The organism is Enterovirga rhinocerotis (genome assembly GCF_004363955.1).
GTDB lineage: Bacteria > Pseudomonadota > Alphaproteobacteria > Rhizobiales > Beijerinckiaceae > Enterovirga > Enterovirga rhinocerotis.
The window spans coordinates 840,844-854,647 of sequence record NZ_SNZR01000013.1; the positions used below are offsets into that span (position 1 = coordinate 840,844).

Here is a 13,804-nt window from a genome sequence, read left to right on the forward strand (position 1 = left end):
AGGGGCGCTATCTGCGTCCGGCCTGTTGTGCGGCCGCATCAATCCAGCGGCCGATGTTCGCCGCGCCCGCGTTCCTCCAGTCGTACTCCATTGCGAAGCTGCTAAGCTCCATGATCTGGCCCCGACCCGGCGCCCGGATGTAGCGCGGCACACTGACAGGATCTCGGTGCCGCGCATATTGAACCCAGTTTCCGGCTACGCCTTCTCTCTCGCAGAGATAGAAGCGACCGCCCGCTTCATAAATACCCATATACCAGAGCGGGTTTGGTCCATTTCCGTCGGGGCTCCTGCGAGCGTGGTGATTGATCCCATTGATGTGAACCACGAGCAGCCCCTTATTGTTTATGACGCTGCGCGCGATCTCATATCGCACCCATGGCCGCTCCCATGTCATCGATCCTGCCAGTACGCAGACGACCGAGGTGTTCTTCACCCCTTGCCGGATCATTTGGCGAAGGGCCTCCTCGCCTTCCAGCTTCTTCTTCTCCCACAAGGACGCGTCGTAAAACTCGATCCCCCGGCCTCCGCCGCCTAGTATGGTGCCGCTGAATTCTTGACACATGCGAACATTGTTGACGCGCATGATGTCGGCGTAATGGAACGAGAAGAACACCCTTCGGTTCTTTAAGATTCCTAGACCACTCATGCCGCCGTAGATCAGCGGATTGCCGCCGAACGGCCTACCCACAGAACTGCCTCCTCGCCACGATAAAGAACAGCGCCAGCAACAGAGCTATGCAGCCGTAGAAATTCAGAATCGACCAGCTGCAGCAAGTCCGCCAGAACCCGATAGGCTCGCCCTTCGAAGGGTCGATAGTGAAGTCGGGCACCGCCGACCATGGTTCCGAAGCGGCCGATCGATAGAGGCCGCGGAAACGCTTCTCCATCCGCAGGTACTGCGCGTCGAGGAGCGCGAACCCCAGGATCGGGAGGAAGCCGACGAGGAGCACCAACGGCGCCTTGAGGGTGAGCGCGGCGCCAACGACCGCCGTGAGAACGGTCATGCAGAAGGTCTTCAAGCTGGCGCTATACGACGCCATGCGCGCGATGCTTCCGGTAAGCAGTTCGAGCCGCTTCACGCGCAGATCGGCGATCTTGTCTTCGGAAATGCCCATTGCCCGATGGGACCACCGTCGACCGCCGAACTCAAGAGGCTGTATCGTTGACTCCCACATTCATTTCATGAGAACAAAATGCGAACTTAAATCGGGAGAGCCCCTAATGCTGGTCCTGGCCACGGATGGCGGCAAGCGCGTACCCAAGACCGTCGCGCTCGATGGAATGCCTCGCCCGTCGAGAGATCGTCGCGGGTGCATGGGCGTAGGATCCGAAGGCGACCTATGCTGTGAACTGAGAGGCCTTCATAGCGAATCGGGAAACTGAGTTGACGCGCTGGCGTCGATCGAAGCCAGCAGAGCACTCCTTCTCGCCTGGGTCTCGCGGTAGTCCTGTGCTTCGACATCTCGATGAAAAGTGGCGCTGGGCGCTAGGCGCTTGAGAGCAGCCTCGACCTCATCGATGCTGGCGCGGAAGAACTCCTTTCGATAGTTCATCGCATTGATGCGCGTCGCATCGAACTCGGCATGGAGCGCCCTCTCGAGGGTTGGCGCGTCGTCGCTATAGATCATAGCGTGGGTGTCGAAAATGAACGGCACGCTCGCATCCCCGAGTTCTCGCACCCGGTCTAGCGGATCAAGTCGCCGCGTGAGACCAATCTTCACAACGCCGTCGCCGAATGATCCCACGTTGGAAATCACATAGACCCATCCAGACCGAGTCTTCTCCGCCATCGCCTGCGCGCGAGCCAGTTTGGAATGCGCGGCGGCAAGGTCTCGTTCCAAGATTGCGATCTGCTCGTTGAACGCCGCAAGGTGAGGGCCAGCGATGCTGTTCGCTTCCGCCTTGGCCTTGTCGAGAAGGCGCTGGTATCTCGCCTCTTCCTCCTCGGCGGCCTCTAGGTCGCGAAGCAGCTTCTGCTCTTCACGTGCTAGGCGGGCCTGCTCTGCGCGTTCCTCACGCTCAGCTCTTTGCTTCTCCCGCATTTCGTGCGTCAAGTATAGCTCACGTAGTTTCAGTTCCGCGTACTCTCGGCTGATCACCACCTGTTGCGACTCGTTCATTATGTCGATCTTGTTCTTGGCGGCCAGAATTCGGCTCTCCATTGCATTCACGTTGTTCCATCGCACATTTGCCACTGCAGCGTCGGCCTCGCCGTTGAACGCTCGCAGTGTAAGGCGGATCGTCCGGTTTATGAGTGTTTGGCCCTTCGCCAAGCTGCCGTCGACATAAATCTTCGCTTTGGAAACGACGGCGGTCTTCTCGTTCGCCATCATTTTCTGATGGGCGCGCGCAACGGACACCTCTTTCTTGTACGCTTCGCTGTCCTCGAATTCAAAATGCGGCTCGTAGACACCAAGCTCAGCGAACGCGAGTCGCTCGTCATAAATGGCGACCTCGGCAACCAAGCTGTCGAACGTTGTCTTCTTCTCAGAGTATGCGCTCTTCAGCGATTCGATCTGCTTGAGGCGCGTAATTATCTCTGATCGCAGATTGGCAAGCTCATCCTCAATGGAATAGATCGGTTCAAGTTTTTCCTCCAATTCGACATTTCTTCGCTCAACCTCTGCAAGTGCCTTCAGCAGATCTGACTTCTGGGTATCCAGATCGGATGCTGAAGTAGCGCGTTGCTCGTCGAGCTCTCGGCTGTGCAGAGCGGCTTCGAATGCCCTGAGCTGTCGCTCCTCCGCAAGCTTCCGACGGACGTGGATCAGGAACAGCACGAGCGCCACGCACGCGCAGATCAAAGATGCCGCCCCCGCGATAGCGATTATGACCAGACTCTCCAAGGCACCCTCCCGCACGTGCACAGTCAGTTCGGTAAAGCGGAGCTGTCAATCGCAGCCTTGGGTAAATCTGCCGCTATCAGGCGGCCTTCTCCGTTTTCGTGAGTTCGGTGCTGCCGCCGTCGCGCTTTCAGCGAATGGTGGGATAGTGGCCGAGAGCGCGTTCGTCATGCTCGACGTCAGCGATCGACCGGCTGACAAACCGACGCGCGAGCAGGCCGGGAATGCCTGGGCTCAACTCCACCCCGGCGAGAACTAGACCCTGCACGCAGCCTCCATCTCGGGTCGGCATATCGACCACCTTCACAACCGAGTAGAACGCGCCCTTCACTAGCGGGGGGGTGGCTGAGGCAGCTTGGGGATCGACGCATTTCACGCGCTGGCCTTTGTAGAATACCGGCTTGCCCTTCGCCTTCCTGGGCCGCTTGATCCCAAGTATGTCGCAGACGTCGTCGAGGGCGGCGGCGAAGTACCGTCCGGCCTGTCCTTCAGTGCAGCCGATCTCCCGTCCGATGAAGTCGAAGCGCTTGTCCTCGATGATGACCGCCTCGAGGAGCCTGACGACGCAATCGGGGAGCTCGCGCTCCAACTTCGAATACGCCATGCTGCTCACGGCGCGATCGTAGGCGCGCCCCGTCGAGGCCGAGTGATCGACCTTCATGCCGATGTCCGGGCTCTTCAAGCCGTGCTCGGACCGCGAGGCATGGTATAGATCGTCGAAGGCCTTGGCCGCCTTCTCGCGCCACAGCGACCGCTGCGACGGGAGATGCGTCATCTCATGGTGCTTCCGCCGGACAGTCGAGATTCCCTTCTGGATCCGAGTGTTGTCGAGGACATCGAAGGTGCGTGCGCCGCCTGCGGTGCGGAGGTCGGTCTGGATGTAGTCGAGGCCTTTGTAGCGGTTGCGTTGCGCCGTCTGCTCGCGCTCGGCCCGAACTTGCGCGCGCTTTTCGGCCCGCTTCGCTTCAGCGCTCTGAAACGGCTTCGGCGCCAGCGCGGCGAGGCGGGCGGCCACCTCGGCATCCGCCCGATCTGCGGGGGCGGAGAGTGCGTTCGCCTGGCCTAGGTACTTCTTCGCGGCCTTCCGGGTCCGTGCCAGTGCCGCGACGACTTTCGCGTTGTCCTGGCCGGCCTCGGCGAGCGCCCGCGCCTCTACATCGAGATCGGCCGCCATGGCAGTGTAGAGGCCGGCGAGCCGGACGGCCTCGTCATGCTTGCGGCGGGCGGTGGTTTTCCAGGCCTTCGGCTTGGCGGGGTCGCGCTTCTCCCGCGCGGTCGGACGCACGGCACGTTCGGGGACGGCGGTCTTCATGCGGCGTCACGCTCCTCATCGGGTCGTTGAGCAAGCTCGCGGCGGATCGCGGCGGCTTCCTCCTTCAGGGGGTGGATTCGCGCGTTGCAGTCGTCGAGCTGGGCGTAGAGCGGGATACGGGCTGCCTTCGCATCGGCGGTCAGGTTCGGCGCGGGCAAATCCGGATGCGTCTGCCGGATGGCCTCGACGATCTCCTGCTGCTCGCGCCGGAGGGCCGACAGAGACCAGCCGATCTCTTCGAGACGCTCCTTCAGCGCCAGCGCGTTGAGGCGTTCGAGAGGGACGATCATCGTCGCCTCCACAGGTCGTCGCCGTCGTCTCCGTCGTCTCCGCCGATCTCTGGATCCGGCGAGGTGAAAAGCCTGGTCCTGAGATCGAACTTCAGCGGGATCTCGCCTGGGCGGCCGGTCTCGGGCTGATAGCGGATTTTCTTGACCAGGATCGTCGAGGTGCCCTCCTCCCGTCCTTTCACGAGGATCAGACCCTGGTCAGCCTTGTTGGCGAAATGCGCGGAATCGGCGACGTCGTAGAGAGACAGGTCCTTGTCGCTCTTGAAGGTGGCGCCCTTCGAAGGATGGGCGACGATGATGACGAGGACGTCGAACCGGCGGGCGAAGGTCTTAAGGCGCCGTAGGGCTCGGCCGACGTACTCGGTGTGGGTCTCATCGGCCTTGCGGGCGTGGTCGACCTCGTTCCACGGGTCGAGCAGGAGCACGCGGGCGCCATGTCGGATGACGGCCGCCTCGGCCTTCTCGATCAACCAGTCGAGGTTCGTGTCATCGTCCGATTCCGGATCGGGCGCGATGAAGGTGAAGTGCTGCTCGACCCATGCGCGGCCGCGGGCCTTCTCCTCGTTGCTCCACGGCCGCGGGCGCTGGAGGTAGCCGGCGATCAGTGCGTCCCGGATGAATGGATTCACGCGCATCTCGAATGAGGCGATGGCGGCGTTCCAGCGATGCTGGCTCGCGAGCTGGGCGACCATCTGCGTCGCGAAGGAAGTCTTCCCCGCGTTGGCGAAGCCGGTGATCACCATGAGGGACGGGTGATAGACGAGGACGTGAGCGTCGAGCTCGGGCCAGCCGGTAGAGACCGGGCGGAGCTCCGGCTCCGGCGGAAACTCCGACAGCGTGTAGAGCCCGCGAACCGGATACGGCCTCGCTTGGCTGATGAGGTTGATCACGTGGCCGGGCCCGTGATGCAGCAGGACGTCGTTCAGGTCCTTGCAGCCCTCCGGATAGGCGACGAACGAGCACCGGACTCGGCCGAGGCGGCGAACCAGCTCGGCGGCGAGGCGCGTGCCGGGCTCGTCGTTGTCGACCGCGATGACGATCCGCTTCACCCGCTGGAGCCTGTCCCAGTTGTTGAACACGAAGGCGAACTTGTCGTCGTTCTCGGGGTCGACGTCGTCGGCGTTCTCAGGGACCGCGATGAGGCGGCCATTTTTGTCTCGGGCCGGCGGCGCGCCATCGGGAACCGAGACGGCGAAGGGATATCCGGCCTCGATCACGGAGAGCGCGTCCATCTCGCCTTCGGTGATGACGAGCGCCGCAGTCGATGCCGCGAGCGCCGGGTCGTCGAGGATGTCCGAGTTGTAGAACGTCTTGCGGGGCTTCGGCCGCTGGTAGAACTTCTTGCCGGGCGCTCGGTACTTTTCGGCGACGACCTCACCTCGTTCGAAGAACGGGAAGGCGATGATGTTGCCATTGGGGTCAGGCTCGGTTGCGAAGCTCTGATCATCGCCATCGCGACGACGACGAGCGCTGTAGATCCCGGTACGAGTGACTGTCTCGGGTCCGATGCCCCTCTTTTCGAAGAACTCGAAGACCTTCGGGTTTACCGCCTCGGTCGTCATAGAATGCTCCGCCTCGCCATTCGCAGTTGTGACAATAAAACTGGATGCCTTCACTATCGATTTTTACCGACAGACACTTCTTTTTGCGGTTCGCCGGCTTCCTGCCCGCCGAACATTGCGGGCAGAGAGCCAAGTTGTTGCCGGCCTGCTCTCGCCGGAGATCTATCCGGAAGCGATCGAGAAGTTCTCGGGCGGTCGGCATGGGTCACACTCGGAAGGCTTCGCCGGAGGGCGATGACCGTCCAGACGGAATGGGACCCCGCCCCCAGCCGGCGAGGTAGTTCCGCATCCACCGGCGCCACACCGCGTCGTGATCTGCCCAGACGTTCCCCTTGCTGGCGTGGTGGTCGATCATCGCCTCGGTCTGGGCCTCGACTTCCAAGCGCTTCAGCGTGACGCCCCTCTTGCGGGCCTCCTCGCGGAGCCAGGCCACGAGCTTCTCGGTCGGCTGCCAGTGCGCAGGGATGGCCGATCTCGGCTTCGCCCTGGCTCTCGCCGGTAATCGCGGTTCGATAGCCCCGAGCATGTCCCGGCTTGCCCCCTGGGGGGCTAGGGGGGATTCTCTTTCTCTCTGTCCCTCTCCCTCTCCCTCTCCCTTGGAAGCCTTGTCCCCGGTACTGTCCTGGGGACGTCTGTTTGTGTCCCCAGGGACAGGGAGCGCTTGTCCCGAGGGACAACCCGAAGACACCCAATCCTCAAGGCTGGGAATTTCGAGGGACATCGTGTGCCGCTGATTGTGCTTCTTTATCCGCGCGCACTCGGTCATCCAGCGCTGGCGGATGCGACCTTCCCAAGCGGCGTTCGCCTTTTCGGCGACTACCGGATGGTAGAGCCGGCCGTCGTCGCACTCGACCCAGTTGCGGAGCGCGCCCTCGCGAACGGCTTTCCACTCTCTCGCGATTTTGCCACGGTGCGCGTAGCCGGCGGTCTTCGCGATCCAGCGGTCGTCATTCGGGATCGAACCGGCGGGCACTTGGTGCCATGACGCGGCCCACAACAGAACCGCGGCCCAACAGGCCTCGGGCGTCTCATTCGCCGCGAGATCGCTATCGCGAAGCCGCGCGACGTCGAGCGGCATGAACGCGAAGTCGCGAAGGTCGCAGTCGGCCGGAACGAGGGGCGCGGGGCGGGATGTCATGCAAGGTCCCCGATCTGCGCGACCATGGCGTCGACGACGGCTCCAGCCGGGCTGGCGGGCATGCCGTCAGCTTCCCGAGTGAGGGCCCCGGCGATCGTGCCGATGTCGCAGCCGTGCTGCAGGAGGAGGCTGACGAGGATCGCGGAGTCGCGGACGCTCGCCATCAATGGGGTGCCGATCTTGCGATGCGCCGAGACGAAGACCTCGGCGGCCTCGCCGGGTTCGGGCATTCCGATCATCACGTTCAGATCGAAGCCGCCATGCTCGAGGTCGAAGCGAAGGCCGGGACGACGGTCAGGGAGGACGCGCCGGGTCATGCCGCCACCTCATCGAGCTTCGTGGCCTCGTCGCCCCAGCCAGCCCATCCGGGTCGGGTCTCGCGGGTGAAGACGTCGGCGCGGCGCCGGAGCCCTGGGCAGCGCGCGTCGACATGGCGATAGAACTCGTCGGGCTTCCGACTGTGCTCGCGGCGGACGCCGGAGATATCGCCATCGAAGGGCTGATGCCGAGGCTCGCCGATCGTGGCGATGATGACGGGCTCGATCTCACCGCGAACCCGATAGCCGGGCCCCACCGCGCGCTTGCCGCTCGGGAAGACCTTTCGCCAGAACGTGAGGGTCTTGAAGACGAAGCCCATTCGCCGCACGACGGCGATCTGGCGATCGATTAGAGGCGCGGTCGCGAAGGCAAGGAGCAGCGCCGACGGCTCGGCGAGTTCCTGCACAGGGAAGCGCCAAGCCATCTCCTCGGGCGGGTAGCACCGGTAATGTGCCTGCGCACTCTTCTTCTCGCCGCGCGGACTCCGGAGATCGAACCGCCACGGGAAGTCTACGACGATCAGGTTGAAGGCATGCGGCTGCAGGTCTCCGAAAGGCCAGGGCGCGAGCGGCGAGAAGAGGGTCTGAGCGTTCATGACGCCTCCGCCAGTTCGAAGAAATAAGCCCCGGACCGGCGGCCGAATGAAATGCCGATACAAGCCAGCTGGCGGCGCCATTCAGGCTCGCAAGTCACCAGCCGGTCAGGCGTCATCACGCCGACGGTCAGCGCCTGCATATCCGCGCCAGACCCAGATGCGATCCTCTTGAGGACCTGGATCAGGCCGTGCTCTGCAAGCCATGTCCCGCCCGGCCCGCGGATGTAATTGCGTTCTCCGTCGAGCTCGATCCCAGGTGCAACGACCCGCTGCGGGCGTTTCGCCGGCCGCTCTCGCTCTGGGCGGCCACGGCGGCGATCTCCTTGAGTGGCGCGAGGATCATTTTCCGCCCGAGCCATCGACAACACAACCTTGACCGAGCCCGGGGAGGCGCTCGTGTACTCGGCTATCCTGTCATGCGGCATGTCCGTGACCGCGTAGAGGTCCAGGATTCGGTTTCGCCGCGAAACATCCCTGTGTTTCATGCCGCGGCCTTTCGCTTCTGCACGCGGGCCATGAGCCGCGCGAACTCGTTGTCGGTAAGGGAGCCGACGATGTCGCCGGCGATGCTGTGGCAGGTCGCGTCCATGAGACGGCCGTCGTCGGCACCGTCCCCCATGCTGCGGCCGCGGCGATCGGCGTCCCGGATTTCCTCGCGAGCAAAGATCCGGGCGGCCCGCGCCTTCAGGACTTTCGCGATGTGATGCTGGTCCGGTCTCGTGACAGAGGCCCTGCCGCAACCAATGTCGAGGAGGCCCGTCATGCCGCGCCCCGCAGAGCGAGTTCGGGATTCAGCCAGTGCGGACGAACGTCCTGGGCCACCGCGGGAGCCCATTGCGAGCAGGCGAACCACCACAGCGCGGCCGCGTCGGCGGCATCAAGGTTGGGAGGGTTCCAGCCGAGCGCCTGGCAGATGCGCCGCGCCTCGCGCTTCTCGTAATCCTTCGGGCAGTGTTTCGGGGCCCTGCCGAAGCCCATGAATGCCTTGCGGACGGTCGTGACGGCGTGTCGCCGGACCATCGCTCCCCTGCGGCGGGCGAACCCACCGATGCAGGCCCAAAGCCCCTTGGTGATCAGGAGAGCGTCCGCGTTCGTCGTCTCGCCGGAGAACGACATGATTGGGGCCTCGATCACGACGCGGATCATGCCTTCTTCGATCGCCTCGCCCCGGCCGTAGAACTTGCCGCCGATGAAGCGCTCGGTGACGAGACGTTCCGCGATCCAGCCGATCGCGCGACCGAACGACTCCTCGTACTCGTCGGTGGGCTTACGGAAGCGCTCTGCGGAGAGCTGAGGGGTTTCCCCCGGCTTGCCCTCCGCGATGCCGCTCACCGAAGCGAGGTCCAGGGCGATGATGACGCCTTCGTAGGCCACGATCCGCCGCTCCGCTCAGTGAATCGCGCCGGCGACCGCGTCGAGGGCATCGCGGTCCTGATCGGCCTGCCGGAGGTGACGGGGTCGAAGGTCTTCCTCGTCGGCATCGCCGACCGGCGCCGGCGGAGGAGCGGACGCCTTCTTGCCGGCCCGCTTGGACTCGGCCGTAGCCTTCGCCTCCTCGAGCCGCTTCTGGGCTTCGTCCAGCGGAAGGCCGGCCCTCGGCTCGCTCGGTGCAGCCGGCGGCTCCTTGGCCTTGGCGGCCTGAGGCTGGACGTCCTTCTGACGCTGGCCGGACGTGGTGTTGTCGAAGACGGCGCCGGGGGCCTCGGTCTCGCCCTGGCCGGGCTCGCCCGCGAACATTGAGAGCTGGAACGGGCGGTTGATGTCTTCGAGCAGGATCTGCACCTGCTGAACCGTCGCTTCGTAGACGCCGTCGCGGCACTTCGCGAGGATGCCGCGGATCTTGATGGCCTCCTTCGTCAGGCCGAAGACCTCGTGCATCCGCTTGATCTGGGCGGAATAGCTGCCCGCGGCCGACTGCTGCTCGGTCTTGATCCGCGCCGCCTCGTCGAAGAGTTCGATGCGCTTCTCGCGATCGGCCGGCATCTTCGCGAGCGCGTTCTCGGCGACGTAGGCTGCCTTCTGAGCGGCCTTGTCCTCCTTGCGGCGGGCTTTCTCGTCCTCGGACAGTTTCGGGCGGCCACGGGCCATGATGCTCTCCTTCAGTGGTGAGGGTTGTCAGCCGGGTGGTCCGCCGCCAGTTCGGGGGCGATCTCCAAGGCCAAGGCGGCGCACGAGGTCGCGCGCCGCAGCAAGGTCCTCCCGCGCCAGATGCGGATGGGGCTGGGCATCGCTCGCCAGAACGCGAGAGAGCACCGCTGCCAGAGCGGCAGCTTCGGCACGTCCGGCCGTGATTGCATGGGAGGGCTCCTGGGCTGCCGTGGCCCGGAGGCGATCCATCTCCTCAGATCGGATCGCCCGTGCTTCTTCGTTCCAGATGGCGCGGACACGGCGGTCGCCGAGCCCAGTCTTGCGGGCGACGCGGGCGAGAACCGCCTTCACGCTGTCGCCGAGGTTCAAGGGGCCGGCGATGATCCGGATCAGCTCTCGAGCTTCCTCGGCCGCGCTCGTCCACGCCTTGGGTGAAAATCCCAAGCTCTCGGGTGACCTTTCCATGACCTTGGGTCGCTCCTGTGATGTCTTGCGGACATCGACGGAGCCGGCAAGGACCGGTGCTGACGGAAGGAGGTCAGGAGTGAAGGCGAGCGCGTACATTCAGCACGCCTCGCGCGAGAAGACGACGCGGCCGGTGCCGGGAAGCGAGGGCAACGTCGTCGGAAGGATGCTCCCGAAAAAGCGGCCCACCCCGGAGGGCAGGCCGCAGTCTAGGGAGGAAACGCCCAAGGAGGGCAGCGCAACGCCGGGAGGGTCATCCCGACGATGCTTCGGTCGGACCTTCGGGTCCGAATGGATTGCGGGGGTGGTCATCGCGCCCCCGGAACAGGATGAGGTGAGATCGGGTCGCCGTCGGCCGACTTCGGCCACGAGCGCGGATCCGAGGGATCGAACAGGCGAGCAGGACGCGGGCCGCATCGCGACGGAACGCGCGGACGCTGCGTCCGGCGGCGGGAAGACCCTGCATCGGCTTGAACCTGCGGGGCAGCCTTCGCCTCATGCGCTCGGCACCGACCACCCACATACAGCGCGACCGCGGCCATGAGCCCGATCGCCGTGACGACCGCGCCCGTCGCGATTTCGTTGCCGTATAACTCGTGGAAGGTCGGCTCCATATCAGGCCGCCTCGCTCAGAGCAGCGCAGCCGATGGCTTGGCGCCGGCTCACGCCGCTTCCTCCTCAGAGGGAGAGGGCGAGGGCAGAAAGTCGTTGGCGGTAACCGCGCCGTTAGTCAGTTCCGCGATTTGGACGAGATGCTTCAGCCGAGGCGTCCGTTGACCGAAGCGCCACTTTCTGACCGCCTCGGACGAAAACGCGCCACCGCTCCGAGCCGCGAAGCCTTCCTCGTCGAGACCTTCGGATTTGAGATAGTCGCCGATCCTCATGGGCGCATGATATGCCCATCATGGGCACTATCACAAGCGAAAAGTGTGCCCACCTTGGTGGCTGGCAACGCTGTGCCCATTCGTGCCCACTTCGGGCATGGCTAACAATCTCAAGCGCCTGAGGAATTGGCGAGGCTTATCGCAGGAGGCGCTCGCTGAGCGCATGGGCACTAGCCGCAACCAAATCACCAAGCTGGAGGCTGGGACACGGCGGCTATCTGACGTCTGGATCGACCGGGCGGCGCCAGCGCTCGATGTCGATCCTGGAATGCTCGTGTCCGAAAAGCTCGACCTTGAACCGCGCGAGTTGACGCGAGTAGCGGTCGAGCACGAGGATGACGACCATGCCCGTTCCGACGAGCCTGGAGCCGAGTCCGGCGTGTCATCTATCGGCCCGTATCGTGGCACCCTACCGGGCGCGATCCCCGATCTTGACGCCGCCGGCGGGGCCGGCCCCGGCGAGAACAGCCTGATCTATAGCACTGTCGGTGGCAACGGGTTGACGTATTCGGCCGATGCGGTCCGGGGCGAGATCGTTCTGCCGTCCTATCTACTCAGCGAGTTCACCCGCTCAAAGCCCGGCGTCGTCCATGCGGTGCGGGTGCGCGGCGACTCGATGGAGATGACGCTGCTCTCGGGCGACCGAGTCTTTGCTGACACGAACGACCACAATATCGGCCAAGGCGGTGTCTTTGTAATCGTCGATCACCGCTACGGTGACGAGGTCCTCGTGAAGCGCTTAAGGCGCACCGGGCGCGGCGCCGCTGCCCAGATCGTCCTCGTCTCAGACAACCCAAAGCAGGGCGACGACGAGAGGCATCCGGACGAAGTCACCATCGTCGGTCGAGCTATCGCTCGGCTAACCCGCCTTTAGGCAAGGCGATCGGAAAAGGACAATGACGGCACTCGTGACTTCGACGGAGCTGAGGTGATGAGATTGCTGCTACCTGGATCTGGATGGGTGCTGGTTGAGCAAGTCTTCCTGTATCCGGAGGAAAAGGTTCAGGAGATCGCCACGCTCCGCGCGCAGGCGGCTCGATCCCTCGGCGGCAGCGGTCTATCTGCCGGCGTGATAGGTGCTCCTAGCGTGACTCTCGCCGCCGAGGCCGCAGCTCTTTCGATGGTAGCTGGGTTCCTCAAGAATGTTGCGGCCAAGCAGGCGCTCGAAGCCATCAAAATGGCGAACGAGAAGCTTTTCGATCTTCTGACCAATGGCGGGGTGCCTCATGCACCGATGCTGATCTCGGGGTCGCATCTACCGGACCCGTCGACTTGGGTGGCCGAGGCCGGGAAACGACGCTTCGTCCATAGCGGGACCGAATACATCAGAGCGAACTGCGATCTCGGCCTCATGGACATTCGGTGGACGACGGTCTCAGCTTGGCTTCGATAGCTACCAATGTAACCATTTAGAACGGAGCGGCCGGCTATGCTCAAAAACACAGTGGGTATCTTAAGCAGCATCTTCGCACTTGCTGCGGCTGTATCGATTGCCGTAGCTTGGTCGTATTCCGAAAAATCATCGTTTTCTTTCGCTGAAGCGGCCTATGCTGGCGCGTTGTGGGGCAGAGCCGCTACCGCGACGCTTCTTCTAGTCGCGGGCTGCATCATCTATGCAACTATCGTGAGCAGAGAGGACGTGATATCCGTTCGAAACGAGCTGCGTGAACTTCAGAACCGGGTTGGCCTTGTGCATGCGGCCGTGATCGCCACTGCCCCATCCGGCGCGCACCCGCAGGTCGGTTACGCCTCGCCATCGCGCTTGGCGCAACAGTCATATGGCGACGCCGGTCAATGACCGCTGAAGTTGCGGTTATGCCGCCCCCCGCCCCGCGGATTCGCCGCTGTCCGCGCTTTGCCAATGCTCGGGCCGTTCATCGCCGGCACGTGTAGGAGTTTGCGGTGGAGATCGTTGCGATCATGCTGTTGGGTGCCATCTTGAATGGCCTCCTGGCTCAATCCCGAGGCCGGGGAGCCGCAGGGTGGGCGCTGTTAGGCGCCATCGCGCCGTTGATCAGCCTATTGGTGCTGGTGCTCATGCCCGACCTCAAAGAGCAAGAGCGGGCATCGAGTGTACTTGCCGCCTCGGAGGCTCGAGAGATCGAGGCCCGTCGAGCGGCGTCCGAGGCGGACCATCGAAGGCAAATCGCGGAGATCGCGACACACAAAAGCGCGACGAACGGAACCCGAGAATGTCCGTTCTGCGCTGAAACGATAAAGGCTGCCGCCGTTGTTTGTAGATTTTGCGGTCGCGATCTACCCGCCACGACGGCTATTGCGAGTGTCGAACCGAGGTTGAGGCCGGCGCC

The 13,804-nt window shown here is 63.8% G+C and carries 18 protein-coding genes and 1 pseudogene; 3 read left to right on the forward strand and 16 right to left on the reverse strand.

Annotated features, from left to right (window positions below):
- Positions 1 to 7: 7 nt before the first annotated feature.
- From EV668_RS15675 to EV668_RS15740, 16 genes and pseudogenes are all read right to left on the reverse strand, one after another.
- Positions 8 to 688, reverse strand: coding sequence for a TIR domain-containing protein (locus EV668_RS15675; protein WP_133771603.1), 681 nt, complete (start codon positions 686 to 688; stop codon positions 8 to 10).
- A complete protein-coding gene (locus EV668_RS15680; RefSeq protein ID WP_133771605.1) occupies positions 681 to 1,115 on the reverse strand; it encodes a hypothetical protein in 435 nt (144 codons plus the stop codon). Before EV668_RS15680 ends, EV668_RS15675 begins: the two co-directional genes overlap by 8 nt.
- A gap of 246 nt (positions 1,116 to 1,361) precedes the next feature.
- Complete coding sequence (locus tag EV668_RS15685; protein WP_245513213.1) at positions 1,362 to 2,846, reverse strand: SNIPE associated domain-containing protein; 1,485 nt, start codon at positions 2,844 to 2,846, stop codon at positions 1,362 to 1,364.
- A 127-nt stretch (positions 2,847 to 2,973) separates the two neighbouring features.
- Positions 2,974 to 4,155 carry a hypothetical protein gene (locus EV668_RS15690; protein WP_133771607.1) on the reverse strand — a complete coding sequence of 394 codons (1,182 nt, stop codon included), beginning with the start codon at positions 4,153 to 4,155 and terminating at the stop codon, positions 2,974 to 2,976.
- Positions 4,152 to 4,445: a hypothetical protein gene (locus tag EV668_RS15695; RefSeq protein WP_133771609.1), complete on the reverse strand. Its 294-nt coding sequence runs from the start codon at positions 4,443 to 4,445 to the stop codon at positions 4,152 to 4,154. The genes EV668_RS15690 and EV668_RS15695 overlap by 4 nt, the downstream gene beginning before the upstream one ends.
- Positions 4,442 to 6,007, reverse strand: a complete 1,566-nt coding sequence (locus tag EV668_RS15700; RefSeq protein ID WP_133771611.1) for a DnaB-like helicase C-terminal domain-containing protein — start codon at positions 6,005 to 6,007, stop codon at positions 4,442 to 4,444. Before EV668_RS15700 ends, EV668_RS15695 begins: the two co-directional genes overlap by 4 nt.
- 205 nt (positions 6,008 to 6,212) lie before the next feature.
- Positions 6,213 to 6,440 carry a hypothetical protein gene (locus EV668_RS25380; protein WP_245513215.1) on the reverse strand — a complete coding sequence of 76 codons (228 nt, stop codon included), beginning with the start codon at positions 6,438 to 6,440 and terminating at the stop codon, positions 6,213 to 6,215.
- Between the two features lie 384 nt (positions 6,441 to 6,824).
- A pseudogene (locus tag EV668_RS25760) lies at positions 6,825 to 7,145 on the reverse strand (DUF1376 domain-containing protein); the annotation flags it as partial.
- On the reverse strand, positions 7,142 to 7,462 hold the full coding sequence (locus EV668_RS15710) for a hypothetical protein (protein ID WP_133771615.1): 321 nt from the start codon (positions 7,460 to 7,462) through the stop codon (positions 7,142 to 7,144). The pseudogene EV668_RS25760 and the gene EV668_RS15710, both read right to left, overlap by 4 nt.
- Positions 7,459 to 8,058: an MT-A70 family methyltransferase gene (locus tag EV668_RS15715; RefSeq protein ID WP_166652491.1), complete on the reverse strand. Its 600-nt coding sequence runs from the start codon at positions 8,056 to 8,058 to the stop codon at positions 7,459 to 7,461. The genes EV668_RS15710 and EV668_RS15715 overlap by 4 nt, the downstream gene beginning before the upstream one ends.
- Positions 8,055 to 8,543: a hypothetical protein gene (locus EV668_RS24845; protein WP_166652492.1), complete on the reverse strand. Its 489-nt coding sequence runs from the start codon at positions 8,541 to 8,543 to the stop codon at positions 8,055 to 8,057. Before EV668_RS24845 ends, EV668_RS15715 begins: the two co-directional genes overlap by 4 nt.
- Positions 8,540 to 8,821 (reverse strand): hypothetical protein, encoded by a 282-nt coding sequence (locus EV668_RS15720; RefSeq protein ID WP_133771619.1) that lies wholly within the window; start codon positions 8,819 to 8,821, stop codon positions 8,540 to 8,542. The genes EV668_RS24845 and EV668_RS15720 overlap by 4 nt, the downstream gene beginning before the upstream one ends.
- On the reverse strand, positions 8,818 to 9,390 hold the full coding sequence (locus tag EV668_RS15725) for a hypothetical protein (RefSeq protein ID WP_133771621.1): 573 nt from the start codon (positions 9,388 to 9,390) through the stop codon (positions 8,818 to 8,820). The genes EV668_RS15720 and EV668_RS15725 overlap by 4 nt, the downstream gene beginning before the upstream one ends.
- A 57-nt stretch (positions 9,391 to 9,447) precedes the next feature.
- Positions 9,448 to 10,146 carry a hypothetical protein gene (locus EV668_RS15730; protein WP_133771623.1) on the reverse strand — a complete coding sequence of 233 codons (699 nt, stop codon included), beginning with the start codon at positions 10,144 to 10,146 and terminating at the stop codon, positions 9,448 to 9,450.
- 27 nt (positions 10,147 to 10,173) lie between these two features.
- Positions 10,174 to 10,710, reverse strand: a complete 537-nt coding sequence (locus EV668_RS15735; protein ID WP_133771625.1) for a hypothetical protein — start codon at positions 10,708 to 10,710, stop codon at positions 10,174 to 10,176.
- Between the two features lie 563 nt (positions 10,711 to 11,273).
- Positions 11,274 to 11,495 carry a helix-turn-helix domain-containing protein gene (locus EV668_RS15740; RefSeq protein WP_133771627.1) on the reverse strand — a complete coding sequence of 74 codons (222 nt, stop codon included), beginning with the start codon at positions 11,493 to 11,495 and terminating at the stop codon, positions 11,274 to 11,276.
- 97 nt (positions 11,496 to 11,592) lie between these two features.
- Between EV668_RS15740 and EV668_RS15745 the strand changes: the two genes are divergently transcribed.
- From EV668_RS15745 to EV668_RS15755, 3 genes are read left to right on the forward strand one after another with little or no spacing between them, the layout of a single operon-like run.
- The gene (locus tag EV668_RS15745; protein WP_133771629.1) at positions 11,593 to 12,369 is read left to right on the forward strand and encodes an XRE family transcriptional regulator; all 777 of its coding nucleotides are present in this window, start codon (positions 11,593 to 11,595) and stop codon (positions 12,367 to 12,369) included.
- 57 nt (positions 12,370 to 12,426) lie between these two features.
- Positions 12,427 to 12,888, forward strand: a complete 462-nt coding sequence (locus EV668_RS15750; RefSeq protein WP_133771631.1) for a hypothetical protein — start codon at positions 12,427 to 12,429, stop codon at positions 12,886 to 12,888.
- 36 nt (positions 12,889 to 12,924) lie between these two features.
- A complete protein-coding gene (locus EV668_RS15755) occupies positions 12,925 to 13,293 on the forward strand; it encodes a hypothetical protein (protein ID WP_133771633.1) in 369 nt (122 codons plus the stop codon).
- Positions 13,294 to 13,804 lie beyond the last annotated feature (511 nt).